The organism is Blastococcus sp. SYSU DS0541 (genome assembly GCF_054050875.1).
The window spans coordinates 1-21,603 of the sequence record NZ_JBJHAD010000005.1; the positions used below are offsets into that span (position 1 = coordinate 1).

Annotated in this window: 25 protein-coding genes; 11 read left to right on the top strand and 14 right to left on the bottom strand. The window is 76.6% G+C overall.

Annotated features, from left to right (window positions below; translation table 11 throughout):
* Both ACI794_RS07135 and cobC read right to left on the bottom strand, forming a co-directional pair.
* The coding region (locus tag ACI794_RS07135; RefSeq protein ID WP_456604215.1) for an NAD(P)-dependent oxidoreductase at positions 1–634 on the bottom strand (634 nt) is incomplete at its 3' end.
* An 11-nt stretch (positions 635–645) separates the two neighbouring features.
* Positions 646–1,722, bottom strand: a complete 1,077-nt coding sequence (gene cobC, locus ACI794_RS07140; protein WP_456604214.1) for an Rv2231c family pyridoxal phosphate-dependent protein CobC — start codon at positions 1,720–1,722, stop codon at positions 646–648.
* A gap of 354 nt (positions 1,723–2,076) precedes the next feature.
* Here cobC and ACI794_RS07145 point away from each other — a divergent pair, with 354 nt between their 5' ends.
* Together ACI794_RS07145 and ACI794_RS07150 are read left to right on the top strand one after the other, a co-directional pair.
* Positions 2,077–3,138 carry an AbrB family transcriptional regulator gene (locus ACI794_RS07145; RefSeq protein WP_456604213.1) on the top strand — a complete coding sequence of 354 codons (1,062 nt, stop codon included), beginning with the start codon at positions 2,077–2,079 and terminating at the stop codon, positions 3,136–3,138.
* 62 nt (positions 3,139–3,200) lie between these two features.
* A complete protein-coding gene (locus tag ACI794_RS07150; RefSeq protein ID WP_456604212.1) occupies positions 3,201–3,497 on the top strand; it encodes a hypothetical protein in 297 nt (98 codons plus the stop codon).
* A 7-nt stretch (positions 3,498–3,504) separates the two neighbouring features.
* Here ACI794_RS07150 and ACI794_RS07155 read toward each other — a convergent pair whose 3' ends face one another.
* Positions 3,505–4,020, bottom strand: coding sequence for a type II toxin-antitoxin system PemK/MazF family toxin (locus ACI794_RS07155; protein ID WP_456604211.1), 516 nt, complete (start codon positions 4,018–4,020; stop codon positions 3,505–3,507).
* 185 nt (positions 4,021–4,205) lie between these two features.
* Between ACI794_RS07155 and ACI794_RS07160 the strand changes: the two genes are divergently transcribed.
* Positions 4,206–4,403, top strand: coding sequence for a hypothetical protein (locus ACI794_RS07160; protein ID WP_456582673.1), 198 nt, complete (start codon positions 4,206–4,208; stop codon positions 4,401–4,403).
* Between the two features lie 13 nt (positions 4,404–4,416).
* Here the strand turns inward: ACI794_RS07160 and ACI794_RS07165 are convergent, their stop codons facing one another.
* Positions 4,417–5,040 (bottom strand): MSMEG_1061 family FMN-dependent PPOX-type flavoprotein, encoded by a 624-nt coding sequence (locus tag ACI794_RS07165; protein WP_456615985.1) that lies wholly within the window; start codon positions 5,038–5,040, stop codon positions 4,417–4,419.
* Between the two features lie 40 nt (positions 5,041–5,080).
* Here ACI794_RS07165 and ACI794_RS07170 point away from each other — a divergent pair, with 40 nt between their 5' ends.
* Positions 5,081–5,470, top strand: a complete 390-nt coding sequence (locus ACI794_RS07170) for an acyl-CoA thioesterase (protein WP_456615986.1) — start codon at positions 5,081–5,083, stop codon at positions 5,468–5,470.
* Here ACI794_RS07170 and ACI794_RS07175 read toward each other — a convergent pair.
* From ACI794_RS07175 to ACI794_RS07195, 5 genes are all read right to left on the bottom strand, one after another.
* Positions 5,457–6,959 (bottom strand): cobyric acid synthase, encoded by a 1,503-nt coding sequence (locus tag ACI794_RS07175; protein ID WP_456604208.1) that lies wholly within the window; start codon positions 6,957–6,959, stop codon positions 5,457–5,459. The genes ACI794_RS07170 and ACI794_RS07175 overlap by 14 nt on opposite strands.
* The gene (locus tag ACI794_RS07180) at positions 6,956–7,621 is read right to left on the bottom strand and encodes a lysophospholipid acyltransferase family protein (protein WP_456615987.1); all 666 of its coding nucleotides are present in this window, start codon (positions 7,619–7,621) and stop codon (positions 6,956–6,958) included. The genes ACI794_RS07175 and ACI794_RS07180 overlap by 4 nt, the downstream gene beginning before the upstream one ends.
* A gap of 95 nt (positions 7,622–7,716) precedes the next feature.
* Complete coding sequence (locus tag ACI794_RS07185) at positions 7,717–8,412, bottom strand: ANTAR domain-containing protein (RefSeq protein ID WP_456615988.1); 696 nt, start codon at positions 8,410–8,412, stop codon at positions 7,717–7,719.
* Positions 8,413–8,559: 147 nt separating this feature from the next.
* Entirely contained in the window at positions 8,560–10,008 is a 1,449-nt protein-coding gene (gene yczR, locus ACI794_RS07190; RefSeq protein WP_456615989.1) for a MocR-like transcription factor YczR, read from the bottom strand.
* A gap of 249 nt (positions 10,009–10,257) precedes the next feature.
* A complete protein-coding gene (locus tag ACI794_RS07195; protein ID WP_456615990.1) occupies positions 10,258–11,202 on the bottom strand; it encodes a cobalamin biosynthesis protein in 945 nt (314 codons plus the stop codon).
* A gap of 65 nt (positions 11,203–11,267) precedes the next feature.
* On the opposite strand from ACI794_RS07195, the gene def reads away from it, so the two are divergent.
* From def to ACI794_RS07220, 5 genes are all read left to right on the top strand, one after another.
* On the top strand, positions 11,268–11,825 hold the full coding sequence (gene def / locus ACI794_RS07200) for a peptide deformylase (RefSeq protein WP_456582681.1): 558 nt from the start codon (positions 11,268–11,270) through the stop codon (positions 11,823–11,825).
* Between the two features lie 88 nt (positions 11,826–11,913).
* Positions 11,914–12,408: an FBP domain-containing protein gene (locus tag ACI794_RS07205; RefSeq protein WP_456604203.1), complete on the top strand. Its 495-nt coding sequence runs from the start codon at positions 11,914–11,916 to the stop codon at positions 12,406–12,408.
* A gap of 43 nt (positions 12,409–12,451) precedes the next feature.
* Complete coding sequence (locus ACI794_RS07210; protein WP_456615991.1) at positions 12,452–13,630, top strand: glucose-1-phosphate adenylyltransferase family protein; 1,179 nt, start codon at positions 12,452–12,454, stop codon at positions 13,628–13,630.
* Between the two features lie 38 nt (positions 13,631–13,668).
* Entirely contained in the window at positions 13,669–13,992 is a 324-nt protein-coding gene (locus ACI794_RS07215; RefSeq protein WP_456604201.1) for a tetratricopeptide repeat protein, read from the top strand.
* Between the two features lie 134 nt (positions 13,993–14,126).
* Positions 14,127–14,642, top strand: coding sequence for an FKBP-type peptidyl-prolyl cis-trans isomerase (locus ACI794_RS07220; RefSeq protein ID WP_456604200.1), 516 nt, complete (start codon positions 14,127–14,129; stop codon positions 14,640–14,642).
* Positions 14,643–15,044: 402 nt separating this feature from the next.
* On the opposite strand, the gene pruA is transcribed toward ACI794_RS07220, so the two are convergent.
* Positions 15,045–16,670, bottom strand: a complete 1,626-nt coding sequence (gene pruA, locus ACI794_RS07225; RefSeq protein ID WP_456601326.1) for an L-glutamate gamma-semialdehyde dehydrogenase — start codon at positions 16,668–16,670, stop codon at positions 15,045–15,047.
* A 14-nt stretch (positions 16,671–16,684) separates the two neighbouring features.
* On the bottom strand, positions 16,685–17,617 hold the full coding sequence (locus ACI794_RS07230) for a proline dehydrogenase family protein (RefSeq protein WP_456601327.1): 933 nt from the start codon (positions 17,615–17,617) through the stop codon (positions 16,685–16,687).
* A gap of 139 nt (positions 17,618–17,756) precedes the next feature.
* Between ACI794_RS07230 and ACI794_RS07235 the strand changes: the two genes are divergently transcribed.
* Both ACI794_RS07235 and ACI794_RS07240 read left to right on the top strand, forming a co-directional pair.
* A complete protein-coding gene (locus ACI794_RS07235; RefSeq protein WP_456601328.1) occupies positions 17,757–18,884 on the top strand; it encodes a helix-turn-helix domain-containing protein in 1,128 nt (375 codons plus the stop codon).
* A gap of 29 nt (positions 18,885–18,913) precedes the next feature.
* Complete coding sequence (locus ACI794_RS07240; protein ID WP_456601329.1) at positions 18,914–19,570, top strand: biliverdin-producing heme oxygenase; 657 nt, start codon at positions 18,914–18,916, stop codon at positions 19,568–19,570.
* A gap of 9 nt (positions 19,571–19,579) precedes the next feature.
* On the opposite strand, the gene ACI794_RS07245 is transcribed toward ACI794_RS07240, so the two are convergent.
* The 3 genes from ACI794_RS07245 to ACI794_RS07255 all read right to left on the bottom strand — a co-directional run bounded on the left by ACI794_RS07245 (position 19,580) and on the right by ACI794_RS07255 (position 21,533).
* A complete protein-coding gene (locus ACI794_RS07245) occupies positions 19,580–19,852 on the bottom strand; it encodes a hypothetical protein (RefSeq protein WP_456601330.1) in 273 nt (90 codons plus the stop codon).
* 21 nt (positions 19,853–19,873) lie between these two features.
* Positions 19,874–20,647, bottom strand: coding sequence for an SDR family NAD(P)-dependent oxidoreductase (locus ACI794_RS07250; protein WP_456601331.1), 774 nt, complete (start codon positions 20,645–20,647; stop codon positions 19,874–19,876).
* 76 nt (positions 20,648–20,723) lie between these two features.
* A complete protein-coding gene (locus ACI794_RS07255; RefSeq protein ID WP_456615992.1) occupies positions 20,724–21,533 on the bottom strand; it encodes a polysaccharide deacetylase family protein in 810 nt (269 codons plus the stop codon).
* Between the last annotated feature and the right edge of the window lie 70 nt (positions 21,534–21,603).

The following is a 21,603-nucleotide window of genomic DNA, read 5'->3' on the forward strand; positions in this document are numbered from 1 at the left end:
GGGGCAGGGAGGCGAGCAGGGGTTGGGGGCCGAGGTGGTCGGCGAGGACGACGTCGGCGGTGGCCAGGGCCTGGCGGCCGCGCACGGTGATCAGCCCGGGGTCACCGGGACCCCCACCCACCAGCACCACGCTGCCCGCGGGAGCCGGCCGGGCCGCGCGGTCGCGGATGCTGCCGTCGGTCAGCCCGGCCACGATCGCGTCCCGCACCCCGATCGCCCGCTGCGGGTCGCCGCCCCCGTGCACCCCCACCACCAGGTCGCCCTGCCGGCCGATCGCCGGGGTCCAGACGCTGGAGGCGGCGCGGTCGTCGGCCCGCGCGCAGAAGATGCGGGCGTGCTCCGCCTCGTCGGCCACCGCGGCGTTCACCGCGGGGTCGTCGGTGGCGGCGACGGCGTACCAGGCGCCGTCCAGGTCTCCGGGGCGGTAGGTGCGCCGGTGCCACGTCGTCCTGCCCGCCGCGGCCAGCGACTCGAGGGCCGGCGTGACCTCCGGGCTGACCACCGTCACCCGGGCGCGGGCCTCCAGCAGCCCGGCGACGCGCCGGTGGGCGACCCGGCCGCCGCCCACGACGACGACCGGCCGGTCGCGCAGTCGCAGGCCGACGGGGTAGACCGTGCCCGACTCGGGGGGCACCGGGGTGGCGTTCAGCGGATCTCCTCCGGGATGCCGGTCGGGATCTCCTCCGCGGAGCCCGGTCGAGGTGTCCGGGACAGGATCCCAGCGAGGTCCGCGGCGAAGGCCTGGGAGGTGCCGGGATCGCGCACCGCCACGCGCAGGTGGTCAGGGGTCAGGCCGGGGAACGAGTCGCCGCGGCGGACCGCCCAGCCGGCGGCGCGCAGGTCCGCGCGCACCCGGTCGCCGTCCGGCACGCGCAGCAGGACGAACGAGGAGCGGGGGTCGCCGAGGACCGCCACCTCCGGGGGCAGCACGGCGAGCAGCGTCGCCCGGTGACCGGTCAGCGCGACCGCCGCGTCGTGCGCCTCCGCGCGGGCCGCCGGGGTGGTGCAGGCGATCAGCGCGGCCAGCGCCGGGGTGCTCACCGGCCACGGGGGCTGCTGCCCGGCCAGGGCCGCGACGAGGTCCGGCGGCCCGAGGGCGTAGCCCACCCGGAGCCCGGCGAGGCCCCAGGTCTTGGTCAGGCTGCGCACCACGAGCAGGCCGGGCAGATCGGCCCGGCCGGCCAGGGACTGCGGTTCCCCGGGCACGGTGTCGGCGAACGCCTCGTCGACCACGAGCACCCGCCCCGGCCGCGCCAGCGCCGCGAGGTCGGCCGCCCGGTGCAGCACCGACGTCGGGTTGGTCGGGTTGCCGAGCACCACGAGGTCGGCGTCGTCGGGGACGACCGCGGGGTCTAGCCGGTAGCCGTCGGCCTCGCGGAGCAGCAGCCGGGTGACCGGGTGCCCAGCGGCCCGGAGCGCGGCCTCGGGCTCGGTGAACGAGGGGTGGACGACGACGGCGTGGCGGGGCCGCAGCGCCCGGGCCAGCAGCACGAACACCTCCGCGGCGCCGGCGGCCAGCAGCACCTCGGACGGGTGGCGGCCGTGCGCGGCGGCCACCGCGGCGCGGGCGGGGGAGAGGACGGGGTAGCCCGCGCTGTCGTCCAGCGCCTCCCGGAGCACCGCGCGCAGCCACGCGGGCGGGGTGCCGGCCCGCACGTTGACGGCGAGGTCGACGAGGCCGGGCGCCAGTTCGGCGTCGCCGTGGTGCCGCAGATCGGTCACGTCTCCTCTTCGCTGTCGCAACGGGCTCGGCGGCCATGAGACCACGTCGCGTGTAACAGGCGTGTGGCGTCACGTGACCGACGTTCCTGCTCGTCGCGTCGTGCTCCTTCCCCTCCCCGTGGCTGACGCTCGGTGCGCTGTGGTCCACCCGGCCGGCTCCGCGGGCTGATGGCGGTCGACCGTCGGCGGCGTCGCGCGTGCGCACCAGCCTGGCGCTGACGCAGACCGGGCGGGCGGCCTTCGGCGCCCACGTCGCCGAGCTGCGGTGCATCACCGGGGGGGGGTGACCGCCCGCACGCGCGCCCCCGCGCCCCGGCAGAGTGGTCGCCGGCGGGTGGGAGGAGCGGGGGGCTGATGCGGGGCCGGTGGGGTGCGCTGCTCGACGCGGCCGCCGTCGTCGCCGGCGCCGTCGGGCTGGCCCTGCTGCTCGGGCTCGCCGGCCTGCCCTCGCCCGCCCTCTTCGGGGGCCTGGTCGCCGGGCTCGTCCGGGCACTGGCGGTGCCCGCACCGGCCCGGGTGCCCGAGGGCCCGGGCACCGCCGCCCAGGCCGTCATCGGGGTGTCGATGGGTGCGCTGGTCGACGTCGGCACGCTGCGCGCGGTGGCCGCCGACTGGCTGCCGGTGCTGCTGGTCACCGTCGCGACGCTGCTGCTCAGCCTGGTGGCCGGGCTGGTGCTGCGGCTGCACCCGGGCATCACGCCGGTGACCGGGGCCTTCGCCATGATCGCCGGCGGCGCGTCCGGGATCGTCGTCATGGCCCGCGAGCTCGGCGCCGACGAGCGGATGGTCGCGGTGCTGCAGTACCTGCGCGTGCTGCTCATCGTCCTGCTCATGCCGGTCGTGGCCACCACCGCCTACGGCGCCGCCGCCGGGGCGGGGCTGGCCCCCGAGGGCTCCGGTGGGCCGGGGTGGCCGGCCGGCCTGGTGTTCACCGCGGCCTGCGCGGTGGTGGGCCTGGTCGCGGGCCGGCTGCTGCGGGTGCCCGTCGCAGCGCTGCTCGGCCCGCTGGTGGTGGCCGCGGTGGCCGACCTGACCGGCCTCGCCGGCGGCGCGAGCGTGCCGGTGCCCGTGGAGAGCGCCGCCTTCCTCGTCATCGGCCTGCAGGTGGGCGTCAGCTTCACCCGCGGCAGCCTGCGCACCATCGGGCGGGTCCTGCCGCTGGCGCTGGCCATCGTGCTGGTCCTGGTGCTGGCGTGCGCCGGGCTCGGCGGCCTGCTGGCGGCCGCCACCGGGGCGAGCGCGCTGGACGGGTACCTGGCCACCACCCCCGGTGGTCTCTACGCGGTGCTGGCCACCGCCCGCGACTCCGGCGCCGACACCACCTTCGTCCTGGCGGTGCAGGTGCTGCGGCTGTTCGTGATGCTCTTCAGCGCCCCGCTCGTGGCGCGCCTGCTCCGGCGGCCCGCGCCGGGCTGACCGGCCGATTCCCCGGTCCGCCGGTCGGGGGCCTGACGTGCGCCGGTGACGCGCCTACCCTCGTGGACCGGCGCACGAGCGGGAGGAGAGCGGAGCTGTCCGAGGAGAACGCGGCCACCACGGGGGCCGGGGCCGACGACGCGGTGCTGCTGTTCGTCGGCGGCCCGCTCGACGGGCGCGTGCAGATCCGGGAGGCCCGGCACGGTGACCCGCTGCCGACGGTCACCCACGTCCACCTCCACGGCGGGCCCAAGGTCGTGCACCGCTACGACCTGGAGCCGATCGGCGACGGCGTCGGCGTCTACAACCTGCGCCCCCCGGTGCGGCGGCCGGCGCGGGACGAGTCGGTCGCGGACTGACCCCGCGTCACCAGCCCTGCACGCGACGGGCCTCGGCCACGACGCGGTCGAACCGGGCCCGGTCCAGCGCGGCGCCCTCGCGGCGGACGGTCGCCGGATCCAGCACCAGCAGCCGGTCCAGCCGCACCTCGCTGGGGCGGCCCCGCGGGTCCCAGCCGCCGGTGCCGATGTCGGTCCACGACCGGCCGTGGCGCGCCTCGTCGGTGGCGTCCCGGTCGTGGTCGCGGCTGGTGAGCATCAGGCCCAGGAGGTCGTCGTCCCGCCGGCCGATGACCAGCACCGGCCGGTCCTTGCCCCGGCCGTCGTCCTCCTCGTAGGGCACCCACGCCCACACGACCTCGCCGGGATCGGGGCGGCCGTCGTCGCGCGGGCGGTAGTCGACGTCGGGCGCGCCGGTGCGTCGTGGCCGGGCCGACGTCGCCGGGCGCCGGCGCACCTCGCCGGGCGTGGGGGTCCGCAGCAGGCGCAGCACGCGCCCGGCGGTCCGCGCCGCCGTCCGCCCGAGCCGCCGGAGAGAGGCCATGCCGAGCACCGTACGGAGCCCTCGCCACCGCCGCCGCGGACGTGGCCGAGGACACAGGAGCATCACCGCTCGTCCCATGTGACCCATCGGCACCAATCGGTCACAGTCGGGGTTGGCCGGGGCGGTCCGGGGGCAACCATGGAGCTGCGGGAGCGTGGCGGCGCCCCGGGAGAGGGGGGCTCCACATGACTTCGGCCGAACCGGCGCGCCCCGCCGCCCCGCGGGCGCGGGAGGTCAAGGCGAGCGTGCTCGCGGCGTTCCAGCTGGTGGAGGACGCGCGCTACCTCGGCTCGAGCCGCAGACGACGCCGGCTGCGCATGCGCGCGATGGCCGAACGCGCCGTCGCCGACCGGAAGCTCGCCCGGGACCTGCGCGCCGGCTGAGGCCGGCTCCTCCTCACAGCTCCTGGGCGAGCTCCGCCCGGATGGTGGCGTCGTCGGGCAGGTCGTCGGCCAGCGCGCAGTGGTCCTTGAGCACCCGGCCGAACGGGGTGAGCACCTTCGGATCGATCCGCTTCGCCGGGTCCCACAGGCCCGAGCGCATGACCGACTTGGGGCACTGGAAGTACGCCCGCCGGACCTCCAGGACCAGCACCGACAGCGGCGCGCGCCCGAACTCGGCGAGGTCCAGCGGGAGGTCGCCGGGCGGGACGAGCGACGCCGTCCCGTACACGCGCAGCGTCTGCTCGACGCCGGGAACCAGGAACATCAGCGCGGCGCGTGGGTTCACCGCCACGTTGCGCAGGCTGTCCACCCGGTTGTTGCCCGGCCGGTCCGGCAGCACGAGCCGGTGCTCGTCGAGGACGTGGACGAACCCCGGGTCGCCCCCGCGAGGGGAGACGTCCGGCCAGCCCTCCGCGTCGGCGGTGGCCAGCGTCGCGAAGGGGGAGTGCGCGATGAACTCCCGGCAGTGGGTGTCCAGGTGGTCGATCACCTTGTCCAGCACCAGGCCACCCGGCGTCCGGTAGCCGGCGAGCACCGGGTCGTCGGTGGGCGGCGGAGGCAGCGGAGCGGCGGGCACGCGACGACGGTAGACGGTCGCCCGGCTAGCGTGGCGCCTCGTGCCGCAGGTGTGGAGCTCTCCCGTCCGATACGTCGAGTGCGACCAGCAGGGCGTCGTCTTCAACGCCCACTACCTGACGTGGGCCGACGAGGCGTCCAACAGGTGGTGGGCCGCGCACGGGCTCGACTGGGACGACCTGGTCGCCCGTGGCGTGGACCCGCTGGTCAAGGCGAGCTCGCTGGAGTGGATGTCGTCGGCCCGCTGGGGCGACACCGTCGTGGTGGACGCCGAGACGGAGAAGGTGGGCCGAACCAGCGTGACGGTGCGCTTCACCGTGCGCGTGGGCGAGCGGGTGTGCTGCGTCGTCCGCACCACCTACGTCGCGATCGCCGGCGGCCGCGCCACCCCGTGGCCGGACGACGTGCGGGCGCGGCTCACCGAGGGCTGAAGCCCGAGCCCGGCGGCAGCAGCGGGAGGCCCGCGGGCGGCCCGTCCTCGATGAGCCGCCACAGGGCGTCGGTGTCGGCGTGCTCGGCGACGAGGTCGCCCAGGCGGTCCAGCCGGGCCTCGCGCACCGCCGCGAACTCCGTCGCCGGTGCCGGCACGAACCGGCGGCCGGTGATCCGGGCGACCTCGGTCAGGAAGGCGCGGCGGAAGCCGTCGTTCTCGAGCGCGCCGTGCCACGTCGTCCCGAAGACCGCGCCCACCCGGGCTCCGTCGAGGAAGGGCTCGGCGTCGCCGTCGACGGTGACGACCCCGTGGTGGATCTCGTAGCCGTGCACCGTCTCGCCGAGGGCGCTGCCCACCGGGCGGGCCAGCGTCTTCCCCGGGGCGAAGCGGACGTCCGCGGGCAGCAGTCCGAGCCCCGCCACCGTGCCCGCCCGCGACTCGACCTCGTCGGTGATCGTGCGCGCCAGCATCTGGTGGCCGCCGCAGATGCCGAGCACCGGTGCGCCGTCCGCCGCCCGGCGCAGCACCGCGTCGGCGAGGCCGGTGCTGCGCAACCAGGCCAGGTCGGCGACGGTCGCGCGGCTGCCCGGCAGCACCACCAGGTCGGCGTCGGCGAGCTCCTCCGGGCGGGTGGCGTACCGCACCAGCACCCCGGGCTCGGCGGCGAGCGCGTCGAGGTCGGTGAAGTTGGACAGGCGGGGCACGCGCGCCACCGCGACGCGCAGCACGTCCTCGCCGACGGGTGCCGTCCCCGACGGCGCCGTGGGCACGTTCAGCGAGTCCTCGACGTCGATCTCCAGCCCGGCGGCCCAGGGCAGGACGCCGAGGGTCGGCCGGCCGGTGAGCGCCGTGAGCTGGTCCAGCCCGGGGCGCAGCAGGCGGACGTCGCCGCGGAACTTGTTGACCAGGAAGCCGGCGACCAGCCGCTGGTCGGCCGGCGGCATGAGCGCCACCGTGCCGTGCAGGGCGGCGAAGACGCCGCCCCTGTCGATGTCGCCCACCACGACGACGGGCAGGCCGGCGGCGGTGGCGAGCCCCATGTTCGCGATGTCGTCGGCCCGCAGGTTGATCTCGGTGGGGGAGCCGGCGCCCTCGCAGACGACGACGTCGAACCTCGACCGCAGGTCGGCCAGCGACTGGAGGACCTGCTCCAGCAGGGCGGCCTTCATGGGCCGGTAGGAGAGCGCGGTCACGTCGGCCACGGGGCGGCCCAGGACCACGACCTGGCTGGAGTTCTCACCGCCTGGCTTGAGCAGCACCGGGTTCATGGCCGCCTCGGGCTCGACCCGGGCTGCCGCGGCCTGCATCACCTGGGCGCGCCCGATCTCGGCCCCGTCGAGGGTGACCATGGAGTTGTTGCTCATGTTCTGCGCCTTGAACGGGGCCACCGACACGCCCTGGCGCACCAGCCACCGGCAGATCCCCGCGGTGACGACCGACTTGCCGGCGTCGGAGGTCGTGCCGGCGACGAGGAGCGCCCCGCTCACGCCGTCTCGCGGGGGGCGTCCCAGCCGGCCTTCTCCTGCCCGGAGAGCTCCGCGATCGCCAGCATGATCCGGTCGGTCACCTCGCGGCGGGCGCGGTTGCGGTTGGCCTGGCCCGCGAACTCCGGGAAGGTCAGCGGCTCGCCGAAGGTGATGGCGATGCGGTGCGGCCGGGCCCAGCGGGCGCCGACCGGCTGCACCCGGTCGGTGCCACGCACCGCGACCGGGACGACCGGGCAGTCGGCGGTCAGCGCCAGCCAGGCCACGCCGGTCTTGCCACGGGCCAGTCGGCCGTCCTTGGAGCGGGTGCCCTCGGGGTAGAGGCCGAAGGCGGTGCCGCCCCGCAGGATCCCCAGGGCGGTGTCCAGGGCGGCTTGCGCGGCCCGGTGGGTCTCCCGCTCGACCGGGTAGGCGCCGAGGGCGGTGAACAGCGTGCGGGTGAGCCACCCGCCGACCCCCCGGCCGGTGAAGTACTCGGCCTTGGCCAGGTAGGCGACCCGGCGCGGGGCGGCCAGCGGGATCGCGATGCTGTCGATGAAGGACAGGTGGTTGCTGGCGAGGATCACCGGGCGGTCGAGCGGCACGTTCTCGCGCCCGGTGATCGTCGGCCGGCACATGAGGAAGAACAGCGGCCGCAGGACGAACCGGGCCAGGACGTAGAACATCGCAGGCTCCCTCCTCGGCGGCTCCGGGAGCCGCGACCCCGGACACCGCGGGCTGCCCCGATCCTGCCGGACCCCGCTCGGTGGCAGGGCGGCGGCTACCCCGGGGGGCAGGCGTCGCGGAGGATGGCGCGCACGTCGTCGGGCAGGCCGCAGCGGCCCGTGGCCGAGTCGGTGATCGTCTGGGCGACGTCCCGCACCTTCCGGTGGGTGTTGCTGGAGATGTGCGCCAGCAGGTCGAACGCCGCCTGCTCGGCGCACCCGGTGAGCAGCATGAGGATGCCCTTGGCCTGCTCGATGACCGCCCGGCTGACCATGGCCACCCGCAGCTGCTCGACCTCGGTCAGGAGCGCGTCCGTCCCGGCCGGGTCGGGTGCGGGGGGACGCGCGCCGGTGAGGTCGACGCAGAGGCCCTCCACCGCGCGCACCTCACCGGCGTCGTCCCGGTCCGGCTCGCCGACCAGCAGCACCGGACGCGGCGTCCCGGCGGGGCGCCGCACGTGCGTCTCGACGGCGAACGGATGCCCGGCGGAGAGCGCGGCGAGCACCCGGGCGCCGTCGTCGGGCTCCTGGACGGCGAGCAGGGCCTCGGTGGAGGGCGCGGCGGCCGCGCCGATCAGCGCCTGCATCTCGGGGGACCACCACCACTGCCCGGTGTGCCGGTCGAGGCGGTAGCGGCCGGCGACCGGGGAGGACCGCGCGGGGTGCCGGGTGACGGTGCGGCGGGTGTCCTGGCCCCGGGCGTGGGGGGACCGCGTGTCGGGACGGGAACGGGGGAGCGCCGGTGACGACATGGTCGACCTCCTCGGCGGAGGCGTGCCGTTGCCGGCAGGCCCGGGCTGCCGGAGTCTCGACACCCCGGGGCCCCGGCCCCGCGAAGGACCGGACCTCCCGAATGCATGGACGGTACGTCCCCTCGGCGGTGCCTGCAGCAGCTGGGCTCAGACGACGGTGAGCGGGCGCGGCGGGGCGACGGTGCGTGTGGTGGCGCGGGACTGCTGGTCCAGCCGGGCCAGCACGCCGACGGCCGCGCGGAGGCGCTCCGGGGGCAGCGTGAACGGCAGGCGGAGGTGGTCGTCGAAGGCGTGCCCGGTGCCGAACGCCCGGCCGTCGGCGAGGAGGAGGCCGACGTCGGCGGCGGCCGAGGTCAGCGCCGCCGAACTGGTCCCCGGCGGCAGGCGGCACCAGGCGGAGAGCCCGCCGGCGGGGGACGGCGCGGTCCATGCGGGAAGCCGCGCCGCCAGCTCGGCGAGGAGGACGTCGCGCCGCTCCCGGAGCTGGGCCCGCCGGTGCTCGAGGATCTCGTCCAGCTGCCGCACGAGCACCGTGGCCGCCAGCTGGTCGAGCACCCCGACCGAGAGCTGGCGCCGGCTGAGCGCCTGGCCCAGCCGGGCGGCGAGCGCCGGCTCCGTCCGGAGCCAGCCGATGCGCAGCCCACCCCACACCGCCTTGGACAGCCCGCCGACGGTGACCGTCGCCGCGTCGGGGACACCGGCGGCGAACGGCGGCGGGGGCGGGCCGTCCAGCTCCAGCCCGGCGGCGACCTCGTCGGCCAGGGTGAGGACCCCGTGCTGCCAGAGGGTCGCGGCCACCCGTCGGCGGCCGGTCGCCGAGAGGCCCGCGCCGGTCGGGTTCGAGCAGTCGGGCATCAGGTACGCCATGCGCGGGCTGCTCTGCCGCGCGACCAGCTGGGCGGTGCCGACGAGGGCGTCCGGATCGGCGGGATCGACCGGCGCGGGGACGCAGCGTCCCCCGGCCGCGGTGACCAGCCCCACCGCGCCGGGGTACGTGGGGTGCTCGACAAGGACCCGGTCACCGGGCTCCAGCAGGGTGCCGAGGACGAGGGCGGCCGCGTCCCCGACGCCCGCGGTGATCACCACCTGCTCCGCGTCGGTCGGCAGGCCGCGCCCGGTGAACCAGGCGGCGACGGCCGACCGCAGCTGCGGCAGCCCGCTGGGCGCGTAGCCGTGGGCGCCCACGTGCACCGGCAGCTCGCCGAGCGCCTGCTCGTAGGCCGGCAGGAGCTGGGGCGCCGCCTCGGGAGCAGCGTGCGCGAGGTCCAGCACACCGGGGGCGGTGCTGGGCGGCGTCCAGCCGGACCGGACGTCGGGCAGCGCGGTCACCGTCCCCGACCCGTGCCGCGTGCGGGCGAACCCCTGCTCGCGCAGCACCCGGTAGGCCGAGGCGACGGTGACGCGGCTGAGGTCCAGCGCGGCGGCGAGCTCCCGCTCGGCGGGCAGCCGCACCCCGGCGGGGAGCGAGCCGGCGGCGAGCAGGTCGCGGACGCGGTGGGCCAGGCCCGTGTAGCGGGGGGTGGTCAGCCCTTCCACGGGGCCGACGAGCGCGGCCAGCTCGCGGGCACCGGTGGACCTCTCTGGACCAGGTGGCATGTGGCCACCATGCCGGATTGGCCTGCCGAACGCCAGCCCGGGTAGTGCCACTGTGGACGGCATGGATGCAGGTGGAACCGTCGCGTTGGTGCTCGTCCTGCTGGGGTTGGGATATCTCTCGGTGTCCACGCTCCTCGTGACGCTGCGGGGTGGCCGCGGACCGGGTGATCCGCCGGCCAGCCACCCCCGGGTGGACCCGGCCGGCTTCCCCGCGGTGTCGGCGCCCGGCGGCGCGGTGCGCGGCCGCCGTCAGGGGCGCGACCGGCGGGCCAGCGTCGCCAGGACCGCCGCGGCGGTCCACACCGCGCGGGAGAGGGCCACCGCGCGCGGGATGTCCGCGGCCGCCGGCGGCCGGCCGTCTCCCAGCGCCGGCCGCTCCTCGACGCGGCTGCCGTAGACGTTGCGGCCGCCCAGGCGCAGGCCGAGCGCGCCGGCCAGCGAGGCCTCACAGCGCCCCGAGTTGGGGCTGGGGTGGGCGGCGCCGTCGCGGCGCCAGGCGCGCAGCGCTCCGGCGGCCGACCCGCCCACCAGCGGGGCGCAGCCGACCGTCAGCGCCGCCGTCAGCCGGGCGGGGACCCAGTTCGCGACGTCGTCCGCGCGGGCCGCGGCCCAGCCGAACCGGGCGTACCGCGCCGACCGGTGCCCGACCATGGCGTCGAGGGTGTTCACCGCCCGGTAGCCCAGCAGTCCCGGCACGCCCGCCACCGCTCCCCAGAACAGCGGGGCGACGGCGGCGTCGGAGGTGTTCTCGGCGACCGACTCCACCGTCGCGCGGGCCAGTTCACCCTCCCCGAGCCCGCGCGGGTCGCGCCCGGCCAGCCCGGGCAGCGTGGCGCGGGCCGCGGGCAGGTCGCCGGCGGCCAGCGCCGCGTGCATCGAGCCGGCCACCCGCCCGAGCGACGTCCCGCCCAGGACGGCCCAGGTCGCGGCCGCCGTCACGACCGTGCGCAGCGCCGGGGAGGAGCGGGTGGCGCGGTCGGCGGCCACCCCGAGCGCGGTCGCACCCCCGACGACGACGGCCCAGTGGCCGAGGCCTGCGGCGCGGGAGTCGCGCCACGCGCGCCGCTCCAGCGCGGCGGCGGCGCGGCCCAGACCGGCCACCGGGTGACCCCGCCGGGGATCGGCGAGCGCGAGGTCGGCCAGCGCGCCGAGGCCCAGCCCCAGCGCGGTCGCGGGATCGGGGGTCGGGCGCACCCCGGCATCGTGCCAAGCGCCCGGCGGGGGCCCGTCCGCCGGTGGGGCGTCCCTAGGATCGCCGCATGCGCTTGTTCGGCCGTTACGACGGCGTCGCCCGGCCGATCGTGACCTACGGCAGCGACCCCGTCCTGCACCGCCGCTGCACCGAGGTCACCGTCTTCGACGACGCGCTGCGGCGGCTGGTGCTCGACATGTTCGCCAGCATGGAGGCCGCCGACGGCGTCGGGCTGGCCGCCAACCAGATCGGCGTGGACGCCCGCGTCTTCGTCATCGACTGCCCGGACGCCGACGGCGAGGACGTCATCGGCTACGTGGTCAACCCCGTCCTGACGACGCTCCCGCCGGTCGGCGACGACCCGGCGGAGGAGGTCACCGAGGAGGGCTGCCTGTCGGTGCCGGGCCCCTACGCCGAGCTGCCACGCGCCTTCCGGGCACGGGTGGACGGCGTCGACCTGCACGGCGACCCGGTGACGATCGAGGCCACCGGCATGGCCGCCCGCTGCTTGCAGCACGAGGTGGACCACCTCGACGGCACCGTCTACGTCGACCGCCTCCCGGCCGAGCAGCGCGACCGGCTGCTGGCCGAGGCGGCCGGGCCGGGCGGTGAGCTCCCCGCCTGAGCGGCCTGCCGAAAACCAGGTGAGCGCACGGGGCCGATCACCGAGGATCCTCGGTCGGCACCCGCACCACCAGAGAGAGGCACCACCGGTGACACCGCTGTCCGAGGCCGAGGTCCGGCGCTCGTTCGTCAACTGCTCGCGCGGCGAGGCGAGGACCCTCACGCTCCCGGAGGACTTCCGCGAGCTCGACTGGGCCGAGCACGAGGTGCTCGGCTGGCGCGACCCCAGGGCGCCGCTGCGGGGCTACCTGGTGGCGCAGGTCGACGACGGGACCGTCGGCATCGCCGTCCGGGCCGCCGAGAGCCGCATGTCCGGCCGGACGGCGGCGATGTGCCTGCTCTGCCAGACGGCGCAGTCCGGCGACGCCGTCTCGCTGTTCACCGCGCGCCGCACCGGGGACGCCGGCCGCAACGGCAACACCGTGGGCACCTACATCTGCGCGGACCTGCGCTGCTCCCCGCGGGTGCGCACGGAGATCCCTCCGTGGCTGCGCGACCGCGACCCCGCGGAGGTGGTCGCCGAGCGGGCCGCGCAGCTGCACGAGCGGATCGCCGGGTTCGTCGGCTCCGTAAGGGGGCGCTGACAGCGGCGGGTGCGCGGCCCGGCGACGGGGTAGCGAGCCGCGCATGGCGCTCCCCAAGGTCCTCGTGCTCGTGCTCGCCGGTGGCAAGGGCAACCGGTTGGAACTGCTCACCGAGCAGCGGGCCAAGCCCGCCGTCCCTTTCGCCGGGGTCTACCGGCTGATCGACTTCCCGCTGTCGAACTGCGAGCACTCGTCGATCGCCGACGTGTGGGTGTCGGTGCAGTACCAGCCGCAGTCGGTGAACGAGCACCTGGGCGGCGGTCGCCCCTGGGACCTGGACCGCACGAACGGCGGCCTCATGATGCTGCCGCCGTTCCAGGGCAGCGAGCGGGGCGGTTTCACCGAGGGCACCGCCGACGGCTTGTGGCGGCAGTCCGAGCTGATCCGGCAGTTCGCCCCCGACGCGCTCGTGGTCGTGAGCTCCGACGCCGTCTACAAGTTGGACTACCGCGACGTCGTCGACAGCCACCTCGGCTCCGGTGCCGAGGTGACGATGGTGACCACCGAGGTCGAGGCGGACGACGCCTCCCGCTACGGAATCGTCGAGGTCGGTGCGGGGGGCCGGGTGACCGGCTACGCCTACAAGCCCGACGACCCGGCGACGACGACGGCGACCAACGAGGTGTTCGTCTTCTCCCCGGAGCCCACGCTGGACCGGCTGGAGGCGCTGAGCCGCGATGTCGGCGAGGAGGGCCTGGAGGACCTCGGCGACCACCTGCTTCCGGCGCAGACGGAGGACGGGCTGGCCCGCGCCTACCCGCTGGACGGCTACTGGCGCGATGTCGGCACCATCGAGTCCTACTGGCGGACGAACCGCGAGTTCCTCGACGAGAAGCCGCCGCTGGACCTCGACGACCCGCGCTGGCCCGTGCACACCCGGGGCGGGCGGCACAGCGCCGCCCGGGTGCTCGACGACGGGAGGATCGAGAACAGCCTGCTCTCCGGCGGTACCCGGATCTCCGGCAACGTGCGCGGCTCGGCGCTCTCCCCGGGCGTGGTGGTCGAACGCGGCGCCACCGTCGTCGACTCCGTGCTGCTGCCGGGCGTCCGGGTCCGGGCCGGGGCGACCGTGACCCGCGCGGTGCTCGACGACGGGGTCGACGTCGGGAGCGGCGCGTCGGTCGGTGGGGACGGCGACATCGCGCTGGTCGGGCGCCGGGCCCGGGTGGCCGACGGTACCGAGCTGGCCGCGGGCGCCCGCTACCCCGAACCGGAGGAGTGAGCGGGAAGTGCTCCTGCCCCGCCCGCGTTGCGCGGGGCATGACCCAGCCCATCGACCTGCACTCGGAGTTCCTCCGCGCCGACCTGCTGCTGAACATGGGGCAGCCCGACGCGGCCGCGCGGCTCCTGCAGCCGGTCGTCGACGCCGAGCCGCGCAACGAGGCGGCGCTGGAACTGCTCGCCCGCGCCTACTACGGCTCCGCGCAGCTGCGCCCGGCCGAGGACGCGCTGGCCCGGCTGGTGGAGCTCGCGCCCAGCAACGGCTGGGCGCGCCGCGCGCTGGCCCGCACGCTCGAACGGCAGAGCCGCGGCCAGGAGGCGGCGGTGCACCACCGCCTGGCCGACGCCCTCGGCGTCGCCTGACCGCGGTCCGCGGGCGGCCCGGGCGGTTCTGGGACGATGGCTCCCGGGGCCCGAGCCGCCCCGCCGCCCTGCCCGCGGCGAGCGCCCACCGCCTCGCCGGCCCGACACGAGCGCCCGCTCGGCCAGGAGTACCGATGACCCGCCGCACCGTCCCGGGGGCGCTGCTCGCCCTCACCCTGTCCGTCGTCCTGACCGCCTGCGGTGGGGAGGACGCGTCGCCGTCGGCGTCCGAGGACCCGACGTCGGTGGTCGCGGAGCAGATCAGCACCGACCTCTCGGAGGCCCCCGAGGTGCCCGCCTCCGACGCCCCCGCGCCGACCGAGCTCGTCGTCGAGGACGTCGTGCGGGGGAACGGGGCGGAGGCCGTGGAGGGCAGCACCGTGGCGGTCAAGTACGTGGGCGGGTTCTACGAGACCGGCGAGGAGTTCGACTCCTCCTGGAGCCGCGGGGCGGACGAGACGCTGCCCGTCACCCTCGGCGCCGGCCAGGTGATCCCGGGCTTCGACCAGGGGATCACCGGCATGCAGGTCGGTGGCCGGCGAGTCATCACCATCCCCAGCGAGCTCGGCTACGGCGACGCCGACCGCGGCCCCATCCCCGGCGGCTCGACGCTGGTGTTCGTGGTCGACCTGGTGGAGGTCAGCAGCTGACCGGCGGATGGCCTCAGACCTGCGCGCAGTGACGACACGCCGCGCCACGCCGGGAGGACACGCCGTCGTCGCGTCGGCCGGTGAGCCGGTGGGCACCTGCTCGCCATGAGCATCCTCGGAAAGTTGATGGGCACGGCGCAGAGCGCGACGCGGGGTGGGCGCGGCACGGGCAGGGCGGCGGCCGGGGGGGGGGGGGGGGGGGGGGGCGCCCCCCCCCCCGCGCGCCCCCCCCCCCCCCCCCCCCCCCCCCCCCCCCCCCCCCGCGCCCCCCCCCCCCCCCCCCCCCCCCCCCCCCCCCCCCCCCCCCCCCCCCCCCCCCCCCCCCCCCCCCCCCCCCCCCCCCCCCCCCCCCCCCCCCCCCCCCCCCCACGATCAGGGCAGCTGATCGTGGCCGCGGAAGCCTCAGCCCATGTAGGGGTACCGGTGGTCGGTCGGGGGCGCGAAGGTCTCCTTGATCGACCGGCTCGAGGTCCAGCGCATCAGGTTCTGCATCGCCCCGGCCTTGTCGTTGGTGCCCGAGGCCCGCCCGCCCCCGAAGGGCTGCTGGCCGACGACGGCGCCGGTCGGCTTGTCGTTGACGTAGAAGTTGCCCGCCGCGTGCCGCAGGAACGTCTGCGCGTGCGCGATCGCCGCCCGGTCCTGCGCGATGACCGCGCCGGTGAGCGCGTACGGCGCGGCCGACTCCATCTGCGACAGCACCGTGTCGTAGTCGGCGTCGTCGTAGACGTGCACCGCGAGCACCGGGCCGAAGTACTCGGTGGTGAAGACCTCGTGCCCCGGGTCGGTGCCCTCGATGATCGTCGGGCGAACGAAGAAGCCCTCGGAGTCGTCCTTCTGCCCGCCGGCCACGATCGACAGCGCGGGGTCGTCGTCGACCCGGTCGATGACGCCGGAGAGCTTCGAGAACGACTTCCGGTCGATGACCGCGCCCATGAAGTTCGAGAAGTCGGTGACGTCGCCCATCGGCAGCGACTCGGTGGTCGCCACCAGGTCGTCGCGCAGCCGCTCCCACACCGAGCGGGGCACGTACGCCCGCGACGCCGCGGAGCACTTCTGCCCCTGGAACTCGAACGCGCCGCGGACGAGCGCCGTCCGCAGCACGTCGACGTCGGCGGAGGCGTGGGCGACGACGAAGTCCTTGCCGCCGGTCTCCCCCACGATCCGCGGGTAGCCGCGGTAGCCGGCGATGTTCTCGCCGACCGTGCGCCACAGGTGCTGGAACACCGGTGTCGACCCGGTGAAGTGGATGCCGGCCAGGTCGCGGTCGGCGAGGGCCACCTCCGAGACGGCGACCCCGTCGCCGGGCAGCATGTTGATCACGCCCGGGGGCAGCCCCGCCTCCTCGAGCAGCCGCATGAGGAAGTGCGCGGCGAACTGCTGGGTGGGCGCGGGCTTCCAGACCACGGTGTTGCCCATGAGCGCCGGCGCCGTCGGCAGGTTGCCCGCGATCGCGGTGAAGTTGAACGGGGTGATCGCGTAGACGAAGCCCTCGAGCGGGCGGTGGTCGGTGCGGTTCCACACGCCGGGCGAGGACTGCGGCTGCTCGGCGAGGATCTGCCGCGCGAAGTGCACGTTGAAGCGCCAGAAGTCGATCAGTTCGCAGGCGCTGTCGATCTCCGCCTGCTGCGCGGTCTTGCTCTGGCCCAGCATGGTGGCGGCGTTCAGCGTCTGGCGCCACGGCCCGGCCAGCAGGTCGGCGGCCTTGAGGAACACCGCGGCGCGGTCGTCGAAGGAGAGCTCCTGCCACCCGGGAGCGGCCTCCTTCGCGCAGCGGATCGCCTCCTGCGCGTCGGCGTGCGTGCTCTGCGCGGAGGTGCCCAGGACGGCGGCGTGCCGGTGCGGCTGGACGACCTCGAACGTCCCGCCGGCGGCCATCCGCTGCCGGCCGCCGACCGTGGCGGTCAGCTCCAGGGGCTCGGCGGCCAGCTCGGCGAGCCGCCGCTGCAGCTGCTCCCGCTCGGGCGTGCCCGGGGCGTAGGTGAGCACCGGCTCGTTGACCGGGGACGGGACTCGGGTGACGGCGTCCATGGGGAACCTCGTTCTCAGGAGCGGGTGGTGAGCGAGCGGAGGAAGAAGGCGACGTTGGCCGGGCGCTCGGCCAGCCGGCGCATGAAGTACGCGTACCAGTCGGCGCCGTAGGGCACGTAGGAGCGCACGCGGGTGCCGGCGGCGGCCAGCCGGCGCTGCTCGTCGGGGCGGATGCCGTAGAGCATCTGCACCTCCCAGGAGTCGGCCGCACGCGAGTGCTGCGCCGCCAGCTCGTGCGCCAGGGCGACCATCGCGGGGTCGTGCGAGCCGACCATCGGGTACCCGGGCCCGCGCATGAGGATCTCCAGGCAGCGGCGGTAGGCGGCGTCGACGTCCCGCTTGCGCTGGTGGGCCACCGACTCCGGCTCGTGGTACGCCCCCTTGACCAGCCGCACGCGGGACCCGCTGACCGCGAGCTCGGCGGCGTCGGCCTCGGTGCGGTGCAGCATCGACTGCAGGACGGCGCCGGTCGCCGGGTGCTCCTTGCGCAGCTCGGCGACGGCGGCCAGCGTGGAGTCGACGGTGCGGTGGTCCTCCATGTCGAGGGTGACCGTCGTCCCGATGGCCGACGCCGCCTCGACCACCGGTCGGACCAGCTCCAGCGCGAGGTCGTGCCCGCCGTCGGGAAGCACCTGCCCGAAGGCCGAGAGCTTGACCGACACCTCGGCCGCGTGCCCCAGCCCCAGCGGGGCGAGGGCCTCGAGGGCGGCGAGGTAGGCGTCGCGGGTCCGCCGCGCCTGCGCCCGGTCGGTGACGTCCTCGCCGAGGTGGTCGAGGGTCACCGCGATGCCGTCGGCGGCGAGCGCGCGCACCGCCGCGATCGCGTCGTCCAGCGACTCCCCCGCCACGAACCGGTCGACCACCCGCCGGGTGGCCGGCGTGCCGGTGACCGCCCGGCGCAGGGCCGGCCGGCGGGAGGCGGCCAACAGGACCTTCTGCAGCACCACGGGTCCTCCTCCGGGCCGACGCCACGTGCCCCTCGAACGCTAGGTACCCACCACCCCTCCGGGCCAGCGACAGATGTCGGGATTCCCCGCGTCTGCTCTCATACAGCTGTACGAGACCTCGGGAGGCGGAGGAGGCGTGGTGCGCGACGAGCTGCAGGAGCTGGTCGACGAGGTGTCGCGGGTGCTCCGGGCCCCCGCCACCCTGGAGGACGCGGGCTTCACGCTGCTGGCCTTCTGCGCGCACGACGACAGCGGCGCCGACCCCATGGACGCCGTCCGCACCCGGTCGATCCTCACCCGCGGCTCGACCCCCGAGACCCGCCGCTGGTTCGAGGACTTCGGCATCGCGTCGGCGACCCGGCCGATGCGGACGCCGGCCGACCCCGCGGCCGGCGTCCTGACCCGGCTGGTGCTGCCGGTCCGCCACGAGGACCGCACCCGGGGCTACCTCTGGCTGCTCGACGACGGCCGCATCGACCCCGACGACGACGCCGATCCGGCGCTGCGCCATGCGCTGGACCTCGCGGCGAGCGCCGGGCGCGCGCTGGCCGGCCGCCCCGCGGCCGACCTCGGGCCGGTGCTCGCCGACGCGCTGACCGGGCGCCCGGCGGCTCGGGCCCAGGCCGCCCTGCGGCTCGGCGACCGGCTGACCGCCGAGGGCGCCCAGGTGCTGGTCGCCCTCTCCCCCGCGCCGGGGCACCCGGTGTCGGGCCGGCTCCCCGCCGCGGGCGCGGTCGCCACCGTCGTCGACGGCGGGGTCGCCGTGCTCGTGCCGCTCCCGGCGCCCGCGGACCTGCGCCCCGCGGGCGCGCTCGCCGCGGCCTCGCTGGCCGCGCTACCGGCCGGGAGCACCGCCGGCGTCTCGTCGGCGCGCCGCGGCACCGGCGACCTGCCCGGCCAGTGGGCGGAGGCCCGGGCGGCGGCGCGGGTCGCCGCGGCGGTCGACCGGTTCTTCCCCGTCGCCCGCTGGGGGGAGCTCGGCGGGTGGCGGACGGCCGCGGCGCTGCCCGGGCCCGATCCGGTGCTGGGCCGCTTGCTCGACGACCCCGTGCTCGCGGCGACGGCGGAGACCTACCTGGACTGCGCCGGCAGCGCGGCGCGGACGGCGGCGGCGCTGCACGTCCACCGGCAGACGCTCTACTACCGGCTGGGCCGCATCTCGGCGCTGACCGGACTGGACCTCTCCGACGGCGACGCCCGCCTGCTCCTGCACGCCGGGTTGCGCGCCGCCCGCCTCGCCGGGGGTCGGCCGCTCGACCCCTCGTGAGCGCCGCGGCTCACCTACTCTCGGTGCCGATGGCTGCGGGAGACATGGCTGCGCAGGTGGATCCCCGCAGCGGGCACGAGGACGTCCTGCGCGCGCTGCGCACCGGGACCGCCGAGGAGCACCGGGTCGTCGAGGACACCCTCGACCTGCTCGACCCGGAGCTGGACCCGGCCCGGCTGGCCCACGTGCTCGGCCTGATGCACGGCTTCTGGACGGCGGCCGAGCGGGGCCTCGACGGATGGGCCGCCCGCCACCCCGCCGACGCCGCGACCGTGGACTGGGCCCGCCGCCGCCGGGCCGGGCTCTTCGCCGCCGACCTCGCGACGCTGGGCGTGCCGGTGCCGGGCCACGCGCCGGAGCTCCCGGCCGTCGCCGGCACCGACGAGGCGCTGGGCCGGCTCTACGTCCTGGAGGGCTCCACCCTCGGTGGCACGTTCATCGACCGGCACCTCGCCGCGCTCCCCGGCCTGGCCGGCGTCCGCATCCGCGCCTTCTCCCCGTACGGCGCCGAGACCGGCGCGATGTGGGCCGCCTACCGCCGGGTCACGCGCGCGCACGTCGAGGCCGGCGGGGACGCCGACCGCGTCCTCGGCGCCGCGCGTGAGGCGTTCCGCGCGCTCGCCGGGTGGTGCCGGCCGGCCGCGCGGCGTGCTCATCGCCGTCCGGCCCGGCCGTCGTCCGGCTGACCCCGGCGGTCAGTCGGCGCCCGGTGCGGTGAACCGGGGCGTCAGACCGTCGTCGGGCGGCCCGCCACGGCCGGGCAGCGGGCGCTCGTCCTCGGCCGCACGGACGACGGCGATCGTCTCCAGCGGGTCCGGCGACCCCCTGCGGGCGCCGCGCTCGAGCGCGGCGAGCAGCCGCTCCTCGTCGGGCGCGAGGTCACCGGGGCCCAGCCGCCCGCCGGGGCTGCCCGCGTCGGTGCCCGACGCCATCGCGGTGTCGGGCGTCGGGTCGTCCGGAGCGCTCATGCGGCAGTTCCTCATGGTCGATCAGCGGGGGAAGTTCGGCTCGAGCCGCGGGACGATCTGCATCTCGGGGACGAAGGCCGCCGGGTGGAGGGCCAGCAGGGTGCGGATGGCGTCGGCGACCGCCGACGGCGGCATCATGAGGTGCCCGGGGATACCCCACTGCTCCATCATCGGGGTGTCCATGGCGGCGGGGATGACGCTCTGCACCCGGCACGGGAAGGGCCGCTCGCTGCCGTCGTCGAGCCGGACCGCCTTCTCCCGCAGCTCGCGCTGGATGCACCGGGTCGCGTTGAGGAAGCCGGCCTTGGAGCCGTTGTAGGCGATCGCCCCGCTGCCGGAGGTGATCGCCGAGAGCGAGACGACGTGGACGACGTCGGCGGTGCGCCCCTGGGGCAGGTGCTGCACCCGCTTCACGAACTCGCTGGTGAGGAAGATCGGCCCCTCGCAGTTCACCGCCTGCACCCGCTGGTAGTCCGCGAGGTCGATGTCGGTGATGTAGCCGGGCCGGTCGATGCCGGCGACGTTGACCAGGACGTCGAAGGTGTCGCCGTGCCGGTCGAAGAGGTCGGCGACGACGGCCCGCCGGCTCTCGTCCTGGGTGACGTCCAGGTCGGCGACCTCCGCGGAGCCGCCCGCGGCCGCCACCCGTGACCGCGTCTCCTCGCTGCCCGCCGCGTCGATGTCGGCGACGACCACGTGCGCGCCGTCCTCGGCCAGTGCGAGCGCGGTGGCCCGGCCGAGCCCGCTGGCCCCGCCCGTCACGAGTGCGACCCGGCCCTTCAGCGACGCCTCCACAGCAGTTCCTCCGTCGTCCGTGCGTGTCCGTCGCCGACAGCCTCGCCGAGAACCGCCGCAGCCGCAGGTCGGGCCGCTACCGCCTGGTGGACCAGACGTCGGCGAGGGTGACCGTCTGCAGCCCGCGCTCGGCGATCAGCTCCAGGAGCTGCCCGTACACGGTGGTGACCGTGGGGTGGTTGGCGTGGCCGACGACGATCGTCCGGGCGCTGAACCAGCGCCGGGCCGCTGCCATGAGCTCCTCGGCGGTGAGCACCCGGAAGTCCTCGAAGGTGCCGTTCCACATGGCGATGGTCGGGTGCCCGAGGTCCGCGGCGATCCGGTCGGTCCGCTCGTCGCGGGCGCCGAACGGCGGGCGGAAGAAGGGGCTGTCCTCCACACCGAACGTCGAGCGCAGGAAGTCCCGGTTGCGCCGGATCTCCTCGGCGACCTCCCGGTCCCCGAGCGTGGTGAGGTCGGGGTGGGACCAGGTGTGGTTGCCCAGGGCCACCTGCCCGGAGTCGACGAGGGGGCGCAGCAACGCGGCGTTCTCCTCCCACGCCCGGTAGCGGCCGTTGGGGAAGAAGGTCAGGCGGGTCCCGCTGTCGGCGGCGAACCGCGCGAACGCCGCGACCACCTCGCTGCTGGTGCCGTCGTCGATCGTCAGCGCGAGCAGGTCCTGCTCCAGCGGCAGGGCCTCGACCACCCCGGTGGGCGGCGGCTGCGGCTCGACCCCGGGCACGCCCCGGCGCACCGGCTTCCCCCGCGCGACGGGGTGCCCGGCCGGCTGGGGCGGCGCCGGGGCGGCCGCCCCGGGCGCGGGCTCGCCGAGGGCGGCCGCGCCGCGCGCCACGGCCGTGCCCGCCAGCCCGACCGCGAGGGCGAGCAGGAACCGTCGTCGGTCCACGCCCGGGACGCTAGCGAGACGTCGTCCGCCCCCCGCGGAGGCGGGCGGACGGCACGCCGGGCCCCTCCGG

Excerpts from the sequence above, each read along its gene's own strand:
- ACI794_RS07145 (WP_456604213.1), top strand. The coding sequence starts at position 2,077 with ATGCGGGGCCGGTGGGGTGCGCTGCTCGACGCGGCCGCCGTCGTCGCC.
- ACI794_RS07155 (WP_456604211.1), bottom strand. The coding sequence starts at position 4,020 with ATGGCCTCTCTCCGGCGGCTCGGGCGGACGGCGGCGCGGACCGCCGGG.
- ACI794_RS07160 (WP_456582673.1), top strand. The coding sequence starts at position 4,206 with ATGACTTCGGCCGAACCGGCGCGCCCCGCCGCCCCGCGGGCGCGGGAG.
- ACI794_RS07180 (WP_456615987.1), bottom strand. The coding sequence starts at position 7,621 with ATGTTCTACGTCCTGGCCCGGTTCGTCCTGCGGCCGCTGTTCTTCCTC.
- ACI794_RS07185 (WP_456615988.1), bottom strand. The coding sequence starts at position 8,412 with ATGTCGTCACCGGCGCTCCCCCGTTCCCGTCCCGACACGCGGTCCCCC.
- yczR (WP_456615989.1), bottom strand. The coding sequence starts at position 10,008 with ATGCCACCTGGTCCAGAGAGGTCCACCGGTGCCCGCGAGCTGGCCGCG.
- def (WP_456582681.1), top strand. The coding sequence starts at position 11,268 with ATGCGCTTGTTCGGCCGTTACGACGGCGTCGCCCGGCCGATCGTGACC.
- ACI794_RS07210 (WP_456615991.1), top strand. The coding sequence starts at position 12,452 with ATGGCGCTCCCCAAGGTCCTCGTGCTCGTGCTCGCCGGTGGCAAGGGC.
- ACI794_RS07215 (WP_456604201.1), top strand. The coding sequence starts at position 13,669 with ATGACCCAGCCCATCGACCTGCACTCGGAGTTCCTCCGCGCCGACCTG.
- ACI794_RS07220 (WP_456604200.1), top strand. The coding sequence starts at position 14,127 with ATGACCCGCCGCACCGTCCCGGGGGCGCTGCTCGCCCTCACCCTGTCC.
- pruA (WP_456601326.1), bottom strand. The coding sequence starts at position 16,670 with ATGGACGCCGTCACCCGAGTCCCGTCCCCGGTCAACGAGCCGGTGCTC.
- ACI794_RS07240 (WP_456601329.1), top strand. The coding sequence starts at position 18,914 with ATGGCTGCGGGAGACATGGCTGCGCAGGTGGATCCCCGCAGCGGGCAC.
- ACI794_RS07245 (WP_456601330.1), bottom strand. The coding sequence starts at position 19,852 with ATGAGCGCTCCGGACGACCCGACGCCCGACACCGCGATGGCGTCGGGC.